The sequence below is a fragment of the Mycobacterium ostraviense genome (assembly GCF_002705925.1).
Lineage (GTDB): Bacteria > Actinomycetota > Actinomycetes > Mycobacteriales > Mycobacteriaceae > Mycobacterium > Mycobacterium ostraviense.
On record NZ_NKRE01000001.1, the window covers coordinates 4762576 to 4778038 of the forward strand.

Sequence of the window (15463 nt, forward strand, 5' to 3'; positions counted from 1 at the left end):
GGTCGCGGTGTCATCGTTGGCCAAAGGCCTGCACCCAAGATTTGACGCAAACGCACCATCTCTCGGGTGCTGTCTCGGTAGCGTGCAATGCAGCAGTCCCGAGGTGTTGACCTGCACTAGTCCGGCAGCGGGAGGTTGGGCGATGCCATTTGTAATCGCGGCACCAGACACGATGGCGACGGCCGCGGAAGGGTTGGCGACTATCGGTTCGACGATCGCCGCGGCCAACGCCGCAGCGGTTGCCCCGACGACCGGGTTGGTCGCCGCGGCCGCCGATGAGGTGTCGACGGGCATCGCCGCACTGTTCGGCGCGCACGGACACGCATATCAAGCCCTCAGCGTCCAAGCGGCGGCGTTTCATGACCAGGTTGTGCGCGCCTTGACCGCGGGTGCGGGCTCGTATGCCAACGCCGAGGCGGTCAACGCCTCGCCTATGCAGGCGGCGTTGGGCGCGGTGAACGCGCCCGCCCAGGCGTTGTTGGGGCGCCCGCTGATCGGCAACGGCGCTAACGGCGCGCCCGGCCAGCCCGGTGGCCCCGGCGGCTTGTTGTACGGGAACGGCGGCAATGGTGGGGCTGGCGGGCCCGGCCAGTCGGGCGGGGCCGGCGGGGCGGCCGGGCTGGTCGGCAACGGAGGTAACGGCGGCGCGGGCGGTCCAGGTCAGTCGGGGGGCGCCGGCGGAGCCGGTGGGGTGCTCGCTGGCAACGGCGGCAACGGCGGCGCTGGTGGCGCCGGCGTCGCCGGCGGGCTTGGCGGTAACGGTGGTGCCGGCGGCAACGCCGGGCTGTGGGGTATGGGCGGCAACGGCGGTGTCGGCGGAGATGGTGGGGCCGGCGTCGCCGGTGTCAACCCCGGCCCTGCCGGTGCGCCATACACGTACGCCGGGAACGGCAGCGCGGGTCTGGATAAGACCAATGCCAACGGCCTCGCCGGCGGCAACGCCAGTAGCGGTACTGCCGTCGGAGAGATCGGCGGTGTCGGCGGCCACGGCGGAGCCAGCACCACCTCGTCGACCACTGTTACCGGCATCACAGGTGGTAACGGCGGTCTCGGTGGCAACGGTGGCGACGGCGCGATGGGCGGCACCGGTGGCACCGGCGGCACCGCCACCGTCACGGGTGCGTCGTCAGCAACCGCTATTGGTGGTGACGGTGGCGACGGTGGTGCTGGCGGCGCCGGGGCGATGGGCGGCACCGGTGGCGCCGGTGGCACTGCCAATACCCAGCTGTCAACAAGCGGAAGGGCCAACGCGATCGGCGGTCAAGGCGGTGCGGGCGGGGCAGGCGGAACCGGCGCCGCCGGCGGCGCAGGTGGCGCCGGTGGCACCGCCGATGGGTCCGGGACCTTTGGAACCACCTTCAAGGGCGGCGACGGTGGGGTCGGAGGGCGGGGCGGTGACGGCATTGCTGGCGGCCTCGGCGGCAACGGCGGCACAGGGGGTGTCGGCGGCCGTGGTGGCTGGTTGATCGGAGACGGTGGTAGCGGAGGTGTCGGAGGTGCCGGTGGCGCCGGCGGCACCGGGTCTCTGGGCGGATTCGGCGGGGTCGGCGGAAACGGCGGCAGCGGCGGCACCAATGCCCAGTTGGCGTTTATGGGTGCTGGGGGAGCCGGCGGTGATGGCGGTACCGGTGGTGGCGGCGGCGACGGTGGCGACGGCGGCAACGGCGGCGCTGGCGGAGCCGGCGGACTGATCGGCCAATCCGGTGTGTCCGGCCTCGGTGGTGTCGGCGGTAGTGGCGGCACGGGCGGGTCCGGCGGTTTGGGCGGCCCCGGTGGAGTTGGCCAGAGCGGGCCCGCCGCGGCTGGCCAGAACGGCGCAACCGGTGCGACGGGCGGCTCCGGCAATTCCGGTCAAGCCGGCTGACGGGCTGAGGCGATCGGGCTAGGGCGACGCGGGAACAATCCTGCCGGTACCGCGGTTGCGCCTATCTGACCGTCAACGAGAGGAAGTTCGCGATGCCCGAGAGGTCTGTTGCCGATTTCTGGTTCGACCCGCTGTGCCCGTGGGCGTGGATCACGTCGCGCTGGATTCTCGAGGTGGAAACAGTCCGCGATATCGAGGCGAACTTCCACGTCATGAGCCTGGCCATACTCAACGAAAGCCGCGAAGACCTACCCGAGCAGTATCGCGAAGGTCTGGCGAAGGCCTGGGGACCGGTGCGGGTGGCGATCGCCGCCGAGCAGGTTCACGGCGCCGCCGTGTTGGCCCCGCTGTACACCGCGATGGGCACCCGGATTCACAACGAGGGCAACAAGGACCTCGAGGACGTCATCACCCAATCGTTGGCGGAGGTCGGTCTGCCGGCCGAACTGGCCGCAGCCGCTACCACCGATGCCTACGACGACGCCCTGCGCAAGAGCCACCACGCCGGGATGGACGCCGTGGGTGACGACGTGGGCACGCCGACCATTCACGTCAACGGGGTGGCGTTCTTCGGGCCGGTGCTATCGAAGATTCCGCGCGGCGAGCAGGCCGGCAAGCTCTGGGACGCGTCTTTGACATTCGCCGCCTACCCCCATTTCTTCGAGCTCAAGAGGACTCGCACCGAGCGCCCCGAGTTCGATTAGGCCGGGCGACGACGACCCGCGGCGGGTGTCGGGCACAATGACGGGCATGCGCGTCTACCTGGGGTCTGACCACGCCGGATTCGAACTCAAGCAGCACATTATCGAGCACCTCAAGATGTCGGGACACGAACCGGTCGACTGCGGCGCCTTCACCTACGACGCCGACGACGACTATCCGGCGTTCTGCATCGCCGCCGCGGAACACACGGTGGCCACTCCGGGCAGCCTGGGCATTGTGTTGGGGGGATCCGGCAATGGTGAGCAAATTGCGGCCAACAAGGTCCGCGGCGCGCGCTGCGCGCTGGCGTGGAGTGTGGAGACGGCGTCGCTGGCCCGGGAACACAACAACGCTCAGCTGATCGGCATCGGCGGCCGCATGCACACCGTCGCCGAGGCGCTGGCGATCGTCGACGCCTTTGTGTCCGCGCAGTGGTCCAAGGCCGAACGCCATCAGCGCCGAATCGACATTCTCACCGAATACGAACGCACCCACCAAGCGCCGCCGGTGCCCGGCGCGGTGGTCTGAGAGCCTGAGACCAGAAAAGGACTGCTGTGCCCGAGGGGCATACGTTGCACCGGTTGGCCCGGCTGCATCAGCGCCGGTTCGCCGGTGCGCCGGTGGCGGTATCCAGCCCCCAGGGCCGCTTCGCCGATTCGGCGACCACGGTGGACGGCCGGGTGCTGCGGCGAACCAGCGTCTGGGGCAAACACCTGTTCCATCACTACCAGGGCGGCGGGATCGTCCATGTCCATCTCGGGCTCTACGGCACGTTCACCGAATGGGAACGTCCGGCGGCCGATCGTCTTCCCGAGCCGGTGGGACAAGTGCGGATGCGCATGGTCGGCGCCGAATACGGCACCGACCTACGCGGCCCGACGGTATGCGAGGTGATCGACGAGAGCCAAGTCGCCGACGTGGTTGCCCGGCTCGGGCCCGACCCGTTGCGTCCGGACGCTGACCCGTCGTGGGCGTGGGCGCGAATCATGAAGTCCCGCAGGCCTATTGGTGCGCTCCTGATGGACCAGACGGTGATGGCAGGGGTGGGCAATGTCTTCCGCAGTGAGTTGTTGTTCCGCCACCGCATCGACCCCTACCGGACCGGGCAGCAGATCACCGAAGCAGAGTTCGACGCGGCCTGGACCGACCTGGTGGCGTTGATGAAGGTGGGCCTGCTGCGCGGCAAGATCATTGCCGTCCGCGCCGAGCACGACCACGGCGCACCGTCGTACCGGCCGGGCCGGCCACGCACCTACGTCTATCGGCGTGCGGGCGACCCGTGCCGACTGTGCGGGACGACGGTGCTTACTGCCGAGCTGGAAGGCCGCAACGTGTTCTGGTGCCCGGTTTGCCAACGGTGACGAAGTGCCCAGCCCATCGCCCATCCCGCAATGGTGGTGCCCGGGCGACTTCTGGGATCCCGGCTGGGGCAACAACTGGGACTGGAACCACTGCCACGACAACTGGCGTGGACCGGGAACTTACCCGAATGGCGGGCCCGGCTGGGGGCCCGGCCCGGGCGGAGTCGGTGGACCCGGGCCTGGCCCGGCAGGGCCTGCCGGACTAGGCGGCGGGCCGGGGGCGGACGGTAAGTCCTTCGGTCAAACCGCATGCTGCCTAACGGCTTTCGCGGCCTATGGTCGGCCAAACTGCCAGCCCGGGGTGACACCGAGCGTCGCATAGACTTCGTTGCTCAGGGCGACGCTGCGAGGGTCGGCGTTGGCCTTACTGGCGTCGTAGCGGTTCATCACGTACGCGTAGCCGATCCCGTGTTCAAGATCGACAAACCCGAATGAACCGCCCAGGCCGCCGTGGCCGAATGTTCGCGGATTAGGGCCATTGACGGCGCGCTGGTTGAGCATGTAGCCCAACCCCCAGCCGTGATCGGCCACCCGGGGACCGAGCACCAGATCGGTGTCGAAGCCGCCTTGCGACACCCGGACCAGGTCCATGTGTTCACGGCTGAGCAGCTTTTCTTGGGCGAGCGCGTTGTAGAACGTCGCCAAACCCAAGGCTGAGACCAGGCCGTTGGTGCCGGGGAACTCCAGCTCACGCCACAGTTGCATGTCGTTGTTGCCGACTTCATCGGCGGGGGCGAATCCCATCGAGACCGATAGCGCGGCTTTGGGGTGTTCGTCCAGGCTGGCCGGACAGCTCGGGGCTTGCACGTCGGCGAGCATCCCGCGGACCTTCGGCTCGTTCACCATGTCGGCACAGCGATACTGTTCGTACCGGGGCAGGCCGATGTGGATGTCGGCGCCGATCGGTTCGGCGATCTCGGTGCGCAAATAGTGGCCGATCGTGCGACCGGTGATCCGGCGGAACACTTCGCCGAGGATGAAACCGAACGTGGTCATGTGGTAGCCCTGAGCAGTCCCCGGCTGCCACCACGGTTCCGCCGCCGCCAGTTGCTCGCAGACAAAATCCCAATCGGTGACTTGCTCCCAGCTCAGTCGCTTGTTCGGTCCGATCACGCCGGATCGGTGGCTCAGCACCATGGCGACGGTCACGGCTTCCTTGCCCTTTTGCCCGAACTCGGGCCAATACTGGGCCACCGGCGCCTGCAGGTCCAGCTCACCACGATCGGCGAGTTGGTGGATGCAGGTGGCCGCCAGGCCCTTGGTGCCGGACAGCACGTTGGTCAGGGTGTCTTGTCGCCAAGGCCGGGTACCGGCAGCGTCGGCCGAACCGCCCCAGAGGTTGACGACGAGATCGCCGCCCACCCACACGGCGACGGCCGCGCCCACTTCGTGACCCGACCTGAAGTTGCGCTCGAACGCGTCACGTACTTTGGCGAAGTCGGGTGCGCATGTGCCTTTGACGTCGGCAGTACACATGGCGCATTCCCCCCGGGGCAGCGAAGTCTGAGCGGGCGACGGGAATCGAACCCGCGTCGCTAGTTTGGAAGACTAGGGCTCTACCATTGAGCTACGCCCGCATGCATCAAGTCGAGCGAAACTCTACGTGGTGGCCGAGATCAAATCTAATCGACGCAGTGATGTGACGTGCGTCGCGGATGCCGTCGAGTCCCCGGAGGTCGCTGCGGGCCCGGTGTCGCCGGGCCGTAGGATCGCGAGGTCAGCGCGGGGTGTAGCGCAGCTTGGTAGCGCATCCGCTTTGGGAGCGGAAGGCCGCAGGTTCAAATCCTGTCACCCCGACCAGCCGACCGTCCGGAACGACCATCGAGGAGCACATCCGTGAAGAGCAGCGTCGAGCATTTGAGCCCTACTCGGGTTCGTATCAATGTGGAGGTGCCCTTCGAAGAGCTCGAGCCTGATTTCCAGCGGGCCTACAAGGAGCTGGCCAAACAGGTTCGGCTGCCTGGGTTCCGGCCGGGCAAGGCGCCGATCCGGCTCCTCGAGGCGCGCTTCGGTCGAGAGGCGATGCTCGATCAGATCGTCAACGATGCCCTGCCCAGCCGGTATGGACAGGCGCTGGCCGAGTCGGAAATCCAGCCACTGGGAAGACCCGACATCGAGGTCACCCGAAAGGAGTATGGCCAGGATCTGGCTTTCACCGCGGAGGTCGACGTCCGCCCCAAGATCGCGCTGCCCGACCTGGGCCAGTTGGCGGTCTCAGTGGAGTCCATCGAGGTCAGCGATGACGACGTCGAAGCTGAGCTGCAGTCGCTGCGCGTCCGCTTCGGCACGCTGAACCCGGTCGAGCGGCCGGTGGCGGTCGGTGACTTTGTCACGATCGACCTGTCGGCAACCGTCGATGGGGAGGAGGTGCCCAACGCCGCCGCTGAGGGACTGTCACACGAGGTCGGCTCCGGTCGCCTGATCGCAGGGCTCGACGACGCGATCGTCGGCCTGTCCGTCGACGAGTCCCGGGTTTTCACCGCCAAGTTGGCAGCCGGCGAACACGCCGGGCGCGACGCGGAGGTCACCGTCACTGTCAAGTCCGTCAAGGAGCGCGAGCTACCCGAGCCCGCCGACGAGTTCGCCCAGTTGGCCAGCGAGTTCGACACCATCGAGGAACTGCGAGCCAACCTGCGTGAGCAGGTGCTGCAGGCAAAGCGCGCCCAGCAGGCGGAGCAGATCCGCAACGCCACCATCGACACCCTGCTCGAGCGGGTCGACGTGCCGGTGCCGGAGTCCTATGTCCAGGCGCAGTACGACAGCGTCATCCATAGCGCACTGAGTGGCATCAACCACGACGAGGCCAGGTTCAACGAGCTGCTCGCCGAGCAAGGCTCGTCGCGTGAGGCATTCGACGCCGAGGCCCGCAGCGCATCGGAGAAGGATGTCAAGAGGCAGCTGCTGTTGGATGCCCTCGCCGATGAGCTGAAAGTCCAAGTGGGTCAGGAGGACCTCACCGAAAGACTGTTGACGACGTCGCGGCAGTACGGTGTCGAACCGCAACAACTGTTCGCCTACCTTCAGGAGAACAATCAGCTGCCGTCGATGTTCGCCGACGTTCGGCGCGAGTTGGCGGTACGGGCCGTCGCCCGGGCCGCAACGGTCACCGATAGCGACGGCAATACGATCGACACCGCCGAGTTGTTCGGCACGAGCCCCGAGGTTTCGGAAGAGCCCGACGCGGGCGCCGAAGAGACCGAGGCGGGCGCCGAAGACTCCAACGTCCCGGCCGAGACCGCCGACGCCTCGGCCGAGACCGCCGACGCCCCGGCCGAGACCGACGCGACCGATCCGCCCGGCCACGAACACCGCGCGTGACGCTGTGAGCGAACGCGCCCATTTCAGGGGTGCGGGAGCGCCACACAGCCAGCGCGGTTGGTTAGGGTCGGTTCATACGGAACTCAAGAAAGCAGGTGTCCCACTGTGAGCCAAGTGACTGGCATGCGTTCGAACTCGCAGGGCCTTTCCCTCACGGACTCGGTCTATGAGCGTTTACTCTCCGAGCGCATCATCTTCCTGGGTTCAGAGGTGAACGACGACGTGGCCAACCGGTTGTGTGCGCAGATTCTGCTGCTCGCGGCCGAGGACCCCACCAAGGACATCTCGCTGTACATCAACTCCCCGGGCGGATCGATCAGCGCCGGCATGGCGATCTACGACACCATGACCTTGGCGCCCTGCGACATCGCCACCTACGCGATGGGGATGGCCGCCTCCATGGGCGAGTTCCTGCTGGCCGCGGGCACCAAGGGCAAGCGTTACGCGCTGCCGCACGCCCGCATCCTCATGCACCAGCCGCTGGGCGGCGTCACCGGCAGTGCGGCCGACATCGCCATCCAGGCCGAGCAGTTCGCGGTCATCAAGAAGGAGATGTTCCGGCTCAACGCCGAATTCACCGGCCAGCCGATCGAGCGCATCGAGGCGGACTCGGATCGCGATCGCTGGTTCACCGCCCCCGAAGCCCTGGAATACGGTTTCGTCGACCACATCATCACCCGCGCCGCAAGCGTCACCAATGGAGAAATGCAATGAATCCTCAGAGCCAGCCCCAGGCGCGGTACATCCTGCCGTCGTTCATCGAGCACTCCAGCTTCGGTGTCAAGGAGTCCAACCCCTACAACAAGCTGTTCGAGGAACGCATCATCTTCCTTGGTGTCCAGGTCGACGACGCATCGGCCAACGACATCATGGCGCAGCTGCTCGTGCTCGAGTCGCTGGACCCCGACCGCGATATCACCATGTACATCAACTCGCCCGGCGGTGGGTTCACCTCCCTGATGGCGATCTACGACACCATGCAGTACGTGCGGGCCGACATCCAGACGGTGTGCCTCGGTCAGGCCGCCTCGGCGGCGGCTGTGCTGTTAGCTGCCGGGACGCCGGGTAAGCGGATGGCGCTGCCCAACGCGCGGGTGCTGATCCACCAGCCGTCATTGTCCGGGGTGATCCAGGGTCAGTTCTCCGATCTGGAGATCCAGGCCGCCGAAATCGAGCGGATGCGCACGCTGATGGAGACCACGCTGGCGCACCACACCGGCAAGGACGCCGCGGTGATCCGCAAGGACACCGACCGAGACAAGATCCTGACCGCCGAGGAGGCCAAGGACTACGGCATCATCGACACCGTTCTGGAGTACCGGAAGCTGTCGGCGCAGAAGGCCTGAACTTAAACCTCAACGGTCAGTGCCCGCCGGATCTCGGCAATGTCGGCCGGCCCCACCCGGCAGCATCCGCCGACGATACGCGCTCCCGCGGCAACCCACTGCGCGGCGAGTTCACCAGAAAACCGCCGCGGGCCTACCCAGGCACGGCGCCGGCTGTCCCAATGCTCGCCGCTGTTGGGGTAGACGATCACCGGCTTGCCCACCTCGGCGCAGGCGATTGCGGCCAACACGTCGTCGGGAGCGCAGCAATTGACGCCCACCGCGACGATCTCCGGAACTCCAGCGGCCACCGCGAACGCGTCGGCCAGCGGTTGCCCGGCTCGGGTTCGGGTCCCCTCGATCGTGTAGCTGAGCCACGCCGGCACGCCCACCTGGCGCACCAGGTTGACGAGTGCTTCGGCCTCGTCGACATCGGGGATGGTTTCCAGTGCCAGCACGTCCGCGCCGGCGGCGGCCAACACCTCCAGCCGGGGGCGATGCCACCTGGTTAGAGCCCTGACGCTGAGTCCGTAGCGGCCTCGATATTCCGACCCGTCGGCGAGCGCGGCGCCGTAGGGTCCGACCGAGGCGGCCACCCGAAGGCCGGCCGCGCCGACCTCGTCGCGTGCGCTCGCGGCGAGTTCAACACTGCGGCGCAGCAACGCGACCGCTTCGTCGTGGCCGATCCCGTGTGCCGCGAATCCCTCGAACGACGCCTGGTAACTGGCTGTCGTGGCGATCGCGGCGCCGGCGCGAAAGTACGCCGCATGTACCGCGGTGATCTCCTGCGGCGCGTCGGTCAGCAGCCGCGCCGACCACAACCGGTCGGTGAGGTCATGACCGCGGGCCTCGAGCTCGGTGGCCAGGCCGCCGTCGCTGATCACCACGGAATCGGCAGCCAACCGCACAACGTCACTGTAGGGTGGTCGCCTGGGGTGTGGGCTGCCACCGGGTGCCAGTTGATGAGCATCGGTTGCATCACGACTGCGACACGCCAGAGACACCGATTGCGCGTCTCGACGAGTGCCGGGCGCCGCCGGGCGATATGTTTCCTTCAGACACGAGGCTATGAATACCCAGGAATATCAAAGACGCTATTCGGCGCCAACAGTCGCGGTGGGCCGCAGCAAGCGGGTAGCGTCGGGGAGTACACGCGGCACGGTAAGACGAACGGCGAACAGGAAGTAGGCCCTCACCATCATGGCGCGCATAGGAGACGGCGGTGACCTGCTGAAGTGCTCGTTCTGCGGGAAGAGTCAAAAACAGGTCAAGAAGCTCATCGCCGGTCCCGGAGTGTACATCTGCGATGAGTGCATCGACCTTTGCAACGAGATCATCGAAGAGGAACTCGCCGACGCCGACGATGTGAAACTCGATGAACTGCCCAAGCCTGTTGAAATCCGGGAATTTCTCGAGGGCTACGTCATCGGACAGGACACCGCCAAACGGACCCTGGCCGTCGCGGTCTACAACCACTACAAGCGCATCCAGGCAGGCGAGAAGAGCCGCGACTCCCGGCACGAGCCGGTCGAGCTGACCAAATCCAACATCTTGATGCTCGGGCCTACCGGTTGCGGTAAGACCTACCTGGCCCAGACGCTGGCCAAGATGCTCAATGTGCCGTTCGCCATCGCTGACGCCACGGCGCTCACCGAGGCCGGTTATGTCGGTGAAGACGTCGAGAACATTCTGCTGAAACTGATTCAGGCCGCCGACTACGACGTCAAGCGCGCCGAGACGGGCATCATCTACATTGACGAGGTCGACAAGATCGCCCGCAAGAGCGAGAACCCGTCGATTACCCGCGACGTCTCGGGAGAAGGCGTTCAGCAGGCCCTGCTGAAAATTCTCGAGGGCACCCAGGCATCGGTTCCCCCGCAGGGCGGCCGCAAGCACCCGCACCAAGAGTTCATCCAGATCGACACCACCAACGTGCTTTTCATCGTGGCGGGCGCGTTCGCCGGGCTGGAGAAGATCATCTACGAGCGGGTGGGCAAGCGCGGCTTGGGCTTTGGCGCCGAAGTCCGCTCCAAGGCCGAGATCGACACCACCGATCACTTTGCCGAAGTGATGCCCGAGGACCTGATCAAGTTCGGTCTGATTCCCGAATTCATCGGCCGCCTGCCGGTGGTTGCCTCGGTCACCAACCTGGACAAGGAGTCGTTGGTCAAGATCTTGTCCGAGCCGAAGAACGCTTTGGTCAAGCAGTACACCCGGCTCTTCGAAATGGACGGCGTGGAGCTGGAGTTCACCGACGATGCGCTGGAAGCGATCGCGGACCAAGCGATCCACCGCGGCACCGGCGCTCGCGGCTTGCGGGCGATTATGGAAGAAGTTCTGCTGCCGGTCATGTATGACATCCCCAGCCGCGACGATGTCGCCAAAGTGGTGGTCACCAAGGAGACCGTGCAGGACAACGTGCTGCCGACGATCGTGCCGCGCAAGCCGTCCCGTTCCGAGCGCCGCGACAAGAGCGCCTAGCGTCGCGAAGATACGGGCCCGGCACCACGAACCGGGCCGTCGCGACCAAGCTCGGTACCCGCGTCGCCTGGCTTCGACACGATCGAGCGGTCTTAGACGGTCCTGGACGCGGTGGGTGAGAAAGTGACCAAGACCACAGTTAGGGTTGCCATCGCAACCGTCCCCGCCCTGACGTCGGCTTTTAGCAAATCGACCGCCCTCGGCCGAGGTTCGGTGACGGCCAAACGCGCAGGAACAAGTGTCATACTTGATACCGCCAGTGACACCAAATCGTGAGGTGGGGGAGCCATTCCGACGGCGTAACCTGAAACCGCACCGGAGTGCTTCTCCTGATTAGGGCCTGATTAAAAGCCTGATTATGGACGGAAGGCGGAGACGTGGATCCGAATGGCAGCGGAGCCGAGTCAGAGTCTCATGCGGTGGCGTCGCATGCCCGGCATGAGCGGCGGCGCCTGGAACATGTCGTCATCCGTTTCGCCGGGGACTCCGGCGACGGGATGCAGCTGACCGGCGACAGGTTCACTTCAGAAGCGGCCATCTTCGGCAACGACCTGGCCACCCAGCCGAACTATCCCGCCGAGATCCGAGCCCCGGCGGGCACCCTGCCCGGGGTGTCGTCCTTTCAGATACAGATTGCCGACTACGACATCCTGACGGCCGGTGACCGGCCGGACGTGCTGGTCGCGATGAACCCGGCAGCGCTGAAGGCCAATGTCGGTGACCTGCCGCGCGGGGGCATGGTGATCGCCAATTCGGACGAGTTCACCAAGCGCAACTTGATGAAGGTCGGCTATGTCACCAATCCGCTGGATTCCGACGAATTGGACGAGTACGTCGTGCATTCCGTCCCGATGACCACGCTGACCCTGGCGGCAGTGGAAACCGTCGGCGCGTCGAAGAAAGACGGCCAGCGCGCCAAGAACATGTTCGCTTTGGGGTTGTTGTCGTGGATGTACGGGAGGCCGATTCGGAGCAGTGAAAACTTCATCAGAGAGAAGTTTGCGCGCAAGCCCGGGATCGCCGAGATCAATGTGCTGGCCCTCAAGGCGGGGTGGAACTACGGCGAGACCACCGAGGCGTTCGGCACCACGTACGAAGTTCCGGCGGCGGCCTTGCCGCCCGGTGAATACCGGCAAATCTCGGGAAACACCGCTTTGGCGTACGGGATCGTTGCGGCGGGTCAGCTCGCCAATGCTCCGGTGGTGCTGGGCAGCTATCCGATTACGCCGGCGTCCGACATCCTGCACGAGCTGTCCAAGCACAAGAACTTCAATGTCATCACCTTCCAGGCCGAAGACGAGATCGGGGGCGTCTGCGCGGCCCTGGGCGCGGCCTACGGCGGTGCGATCGGTGTCACCAGCACGTCGGGGCCGGGTATTTCGCTGAAGTCCGAGGCACTAGGCCTTGGCGTGATGACCGAACTGCCATTGATCGTCATCGATGTGCAGCGCGGTGGGCCGTCGACTGGCCTGCCCACCAAGACCGAGCAGGCTGACCTGCTGCAGGCGTTGTATGGCCGCAACGGTGAGTCGCCGGTTGCGGTGCTGGCGCCGCGGTCGCCGGCCGACTGCTTTGAGGTCGCCGTCGAGGCGGTGCGGATTGCGCTTGCCTACCAGACCCCGGTGATCGTGTTGTCCGATGGGGCCATTGCCAACGGCTCGGAACCGTGGCGAATTCCCGACATCACCACCTTTGAGCCCATCGTGCACAAGTTCGCGAAACCGGACGAGCCTTTCCAGCCGTACAACCGCGACCCCGAGACTCTCGCCCGTCAGTTCGCCGTGCCTGGCACTCCCGGTCTGGAGCACCGCATCGGCGGGCTGGAAGCTGCCAATGGCTCCGGTGCCATCTCCTACGAGCCGATGAATCACGACCTGATGGTTCGAATTCGCCAAGCCAAGATTGACGGAATCCGAGTTCCCGACCTCGAGGTCGACGACCCGACGGGGGACGCTGAGCTGTTGTTGATCGGCTGGGGTAGTTCTTACGGGCCGATCGGCGAGGCATGCCGACAGGCGCGGCGCAGGGGGGTCAAGGTCGCGCATGCCCACTTGCGGTACCTCAGCCCATTTCCGGCGAACCTGGGTGACGTGCTGCGACGTTACCCGCAGGTAGTGGCGCCCGAGATGAACCTGGGCCAGTTGGCGCTGGTGCTGCGCGGAAAGTATCTGGTCGACATTCAATCGGTCACCAAAGTTCAAGGGTTGTCGTTCTTGGCCGACGAAATTGGCCGAGTTATCCGCGCCGCATTGGGCGGGACACTGGCTGAGATTGAGCAAGACAAGACGATGGTCGCCAAATTGGGGGCGGCCCCCATCGGAGCGGGAGCTGTCGAATGACCGGCGCCAAGACTCAGTGGGGTACCGCCCGTCAGCGCGGGACCAGGCAATGAGGAGGAGCGGCGCTCATGACTAGCGCGACCGGCGATCGGGCGGGCACAGACCTCGGGCTAACCCCGAGTTTGACCAAGAACTCGCGGGTGCCCACGACGGACCAACCGCAGAAGGCCAAGGATTACACCAGTGACCAGGAGGTCCGCTGGTGCCCGGGGTGCGGGGACTACGTCATCCTCAACACCATTCGCAACTTTCTGCCCGAACTCGGATTACGCCGCGAGAACATCGTGTTCATCAGCGGCATCGGATGTTCCAGCCGCTTCCCGTACTACCTCGAGACCTATGGATTCCACTCGATCCACGGCCGCGCGCCGGCGATCGCGACCGGGCTGGCGCTGGCCCGCGAGGACCTGTCGGTGTGGGTAGTCACCGGAGACGGTGATGCGTTGTCGATCGGTGGTAACCACCTGATCCACGCAATGCGCCGCAACGTCAACATCACGGTTCTGCTGTTCAACAACCGGATCTACGGGCTGACCAAGGGTCAATACTCACCGACATCGGAAGTCGGCAAGATCACCAAGTCGACCCCGATGGGTTCGCTGGATACTCCATTCAACCCGGTCTCGCTGGCCTTAGGTGCCGAGGCGACGTTCGTCGGCCGCGCGCTGGATTCCGACCGCGCCGGGCTTTCCGAGGTGCTGCGCGCTGCCGCCCAGCACCGCGGTGCCGCGCTGGTCGAAATCCTGCAGGACTGCCCGATATTCAACGATGGCTCCTTCGACGCGCTGCGCAAGGAGGGGGCGGAAGAGCGGGTGATCAACGTCCGCCACGGTGAACCGATCGTGTTCGGCGCCAACGGTGAATACTGCGTCGTGAGGTCCGGCTTCAGCCTCGACGTAGCCAAGACCGCCGACGTTGCTGTCGAGGACATCGTGGTTCACGACGCGCACGCCGACGACGCGGCGTATGCGTTCGCGTTGTCTCGGCTGTCCGATCAAAACCTTGAGCACACGGTGCTCGGAATCTTCCGCCACATCAGCAGGCCCACCTACGATGACGCGGCGCGTTCTCAGGTCAGCGCCGCCCAGAGTGCGGTTTCGTCCGACACCACCGCGCTGCAAGCGCTGCTCCGCGGGCGTGACACCTGGACTGTCGGCTGACGTGGGCGAACCGGTGCCGGGAGCAGCGTCACTGGCCGGGGTCGTTCTGGCCGGCGGAGAGTCGCGGCGGATGGGTCGTGACAAAGCCACGCTGCCGCTGCCAGGAGGGACCACAACGCTGGTCGAGCACGTGGTGGGTGTTGTCGGACAGCGCTGCGATCCGTTATTCGTGATGGCGGCTCCTGGGCAGCCATTGCCCCCGTTGCCGGCTGCCGTGCTGCGCGACGAAGTGCGGGGGCTCGGTCCGTTGCCGGCGACTGGGCGCGGCTTGCGTGCGGCCGCCGCGGCCGGCGCGCGGCTTGCGTTCGTGTGCGCCGTCGACATGCCTTTGCTGACAGTCGAATTGATCGATGATCTGGTGCGCCGTGCGGTGCAGACCAATGCCGAAGTGGTGCTGCCGTGGGACGGTCGCAGCCACTACTTGGCGGCGGTATACCGGACCGAGTTGGCCGATCGGGTTGATGCATTGGTTGCCGCCGGTGAGCGCAGGATGAGCGCCCTCGTCGATGCGTGCGACGCTCAACGGATCGTGATGTCGAATTCCGGGCCGCTGTCGAATGTCAATACCGCGGCCGACTTGCGCGTACCAGCACAGCTTCGGCGCTGACCGCTAGCTCTTACCGTGTGCCCATGCGACGGGCTGCAGAATTCGCTCGCGGTTTGCGTCGGTTTGCTCCCGGATTCAGCGCAACAGAATTCTTGTGCCGGGCCGGCGTCTTTTTTCTGTCGGTTTTCTCATTTGAAAATGAGATTGGCGCGAAGCTAAATAGATCTGTTATTCCAGGGTTTGCTCGGTGGAGAAAGTCCTGACCGTTGTGCCGCGTACCTCTATGTTGTTGCCACGCAGTGCATTTCGGCCGTTAGCTACCTGTACAACCGTTCCGGAGTCATCGACGGCAGATGTGGTCTATGC

General features: G+C 65.8%; 14 protein-coding genes and 2 tRNA genes. 13 read left to right on the top strand and 3 right to left on the bottom strand.

Annotated features, from left to right (window positions below):
• Positions 1–142 precede the first annotated feature (142 nt).
• From CDN38_RS22200 to CDN38_RS33585, 5 genes are all read left to right on the top strand, one after another.
• On the top strand, positions 143–1864 hold the full coding sequence (locus tag CDN38_RS22200; RefSeq protein ID WP_099319179.1) for a PE family protein: 1722 nt from the start codon (positions 143–145) through the stop codon (positions 1862–1864).
• Positions 1865–1956: 92 nt separating this feature from the next.
• The gene (locus CDN38_RS22205; protein ID WP_075512925.1) at positions 1957–2568 is read left to right on the top strand and encodes an Rv2466c family mycothiol-dependent reductase; all 612 of its coding nucleotides are present in this window, start codon (positions 1957–1959) and stop codon (positions 2566–2568) included.
• A gap of 46 nt (positions 2569–2614) precedes the next feature.
• Entirely contained in the window at positions 2615–3094 is a 480-nt protein-coding gene (locus CDN38_RS22210; RefSeq protein ID WP_075512965.1) for a ribose-5-phosphate isomerase, read from the top strand.
• Positions 3095–3120: 26 nt separating this feature from the next.
• Complete coding sequence (locus CDN38_RS22215) at positions 3121–3927, top strand: Fpg/Nei family DNA glycosylase (protein ID WP_075512926.1); 807 nt, start codon at positions 3121–3123, stop codon at positions 3925–3927.
• A gap of 4 nt (positions 3928–3931) precedes the next feature.
• Entirely contained in the window at positions 3932–4249 is a 318-nt protein-coding gene (locus CDN38_RS33585) for an Mtp family mycobacterial-type pilin (RefSeq protein ID WP_082277368.1), read from the top strand.
• Here CDN38_RS33585 and CDN38_RS22225 read toward each other — a convergent pair.
• The gene (locus CDN38_RS22225; protein WP_075512927.1) at positions 4201–5403 is read right to left on the bottom strand and encodes a serine hydrolase domain-containing protein; all 1203 of its coding nucleotides are present in this window, start codon (positions 5401–5403) and stop codon (positions 4201–4203) included. The genes CDN38_RS33585 and CDN38_RS22225 overlap by 49 nt on opposite strands.
• Before the next feature lie 30 nt (positions 5404–5433).
• Positions 5434–5504: transfer RNA gene (locus tag CDN38_RS22230), tRNA-Gly, on the bottom strand.
• A gap of 146 nt (positions 5505–5650) precedes the next feature.
• On the opposite strand from CDN38_RS22230, the gene CDN38_RS22235 reads away from it, so the two are divergent.
• The 4 genes from CDN38_RS22235 (at position 5651) to clpP2 (ending at position 8591) form a co-directional block, all read left to right on the top strand.
• Positions 5651–5727: transfer RNA gene (locus CDN38_RS22235), tRNA-Pro, on the top strand.
• Between the two features lie 36 nt (positions 5728–5763).
• Complete coding sequence (gene tig / locus CDN38_RS22240; protein ID WP_075512928.1) at positions 5764–7245, top strand: trigger factor; 1482 nt, start codon at positions 5764–5766, stop codon at positions 7243–7245.
• A 105-nt stretch (positions 7246–7350) separates the two neighbouring features.
• Positions 7351–7959 carry an ATP-dependent CLP protease proteolytic subunit ClpP1 gene (gene clpP1 / locus CDN38_RS22245; protein WP_089024968.1) on the top strand — a complete coding sequence of 203 codons (609 nt, stop codon included), beginning with the start codon at positions 7351–7353 and terminating at the stop codon, positions 7957–7959.
• Positions 7956–8591: an ATP-dependent CLP protease proteolytic subunit ClpP2 gene (gene clpP2 / locus CDN38_RS22250; RefSeq protein WP_075512929.1), complete on the top strand. Its 636-nt coding sequence runs from the start codon at positions 7956–7958 to the stop codon at positions 8589–8591. Before clpP1 ends, clpP2 begins: the two co-directional genes overlap by 4 nt.
• A 2-nt stretch (positions 8592–8593) precedes the next feature.
• Here the strand turns inward: clpP2 and mmuM are convergent, their stop codons facing one another.
• On the bottom strand, positions 8594–9478 hold the full coding sequence (gene mmuM, locus CDN38_RS22255) for a homocysteine S-methyltransferase (RefSeq protein ID WP_075512930.1): 885 nt from the start codon (positions 9476–9478) through the stop codon (positions 8594–8596).
• Positions 9479–9770: 292 nt separating this feature from the next.
• Between mmuM and clpX the strand changes: the two genes are divergently transcribed.
• From clpX to mobA, 4 genes are all read left to right on the top strand, one after another.
• Complete coding sequence (gene clpX / locus CDN38_RS22260; RefSeq protein WP_023365883.1) at positions 9771–11051, top strand: ATP-dependent Clp protease ATP-binding subunit ClpX; 1281 nt, start codon at positions 9771–9773, stop codon at positions 11049–11051.
• A 377-nt stretch (positions 11052–11428) separates the two neighbouring features.
• Positions 11429–13390 (top strand): 2-oxoacid:acceptor oxidoreductase subunit alpha, encoded by a 1962-nt coding sequence (locus CDN38_RS22265; protein WP_075512931.1) that lies wholly within the window; start codon positions 11429–11431, stop codon positions 13388–13390.
• Between the two features lie 68 nt (positions 13391–13458).
• On the top strand, positions 13459–14550 hold the full coding sequence (locus CDN38_RS22270) for a 2-oxoacid:ferredoxin oxidoreductase subunit beta (protein WP_075512932.1): 1092 nt from the start codon (positions 13459–13461) through the stop codon (positions 14548–14550).
• Position 14551: 1 nt separating this feature from the next.
• Positions 14552–15157 carry a molybdenum cofactor guanylyltransferase gene (mobA, locus tag CDN38_RS22275; protein WP_099319180.1) on the top strand — a complete coding sequence of 202 codons (606 nt, stop codon included), beginning with the start codon at positions 14552–14554 and terminating at the stop codon, positions 15155–15157.
• Positions 15158–15463: the final 306 nt, after the last annotated feature.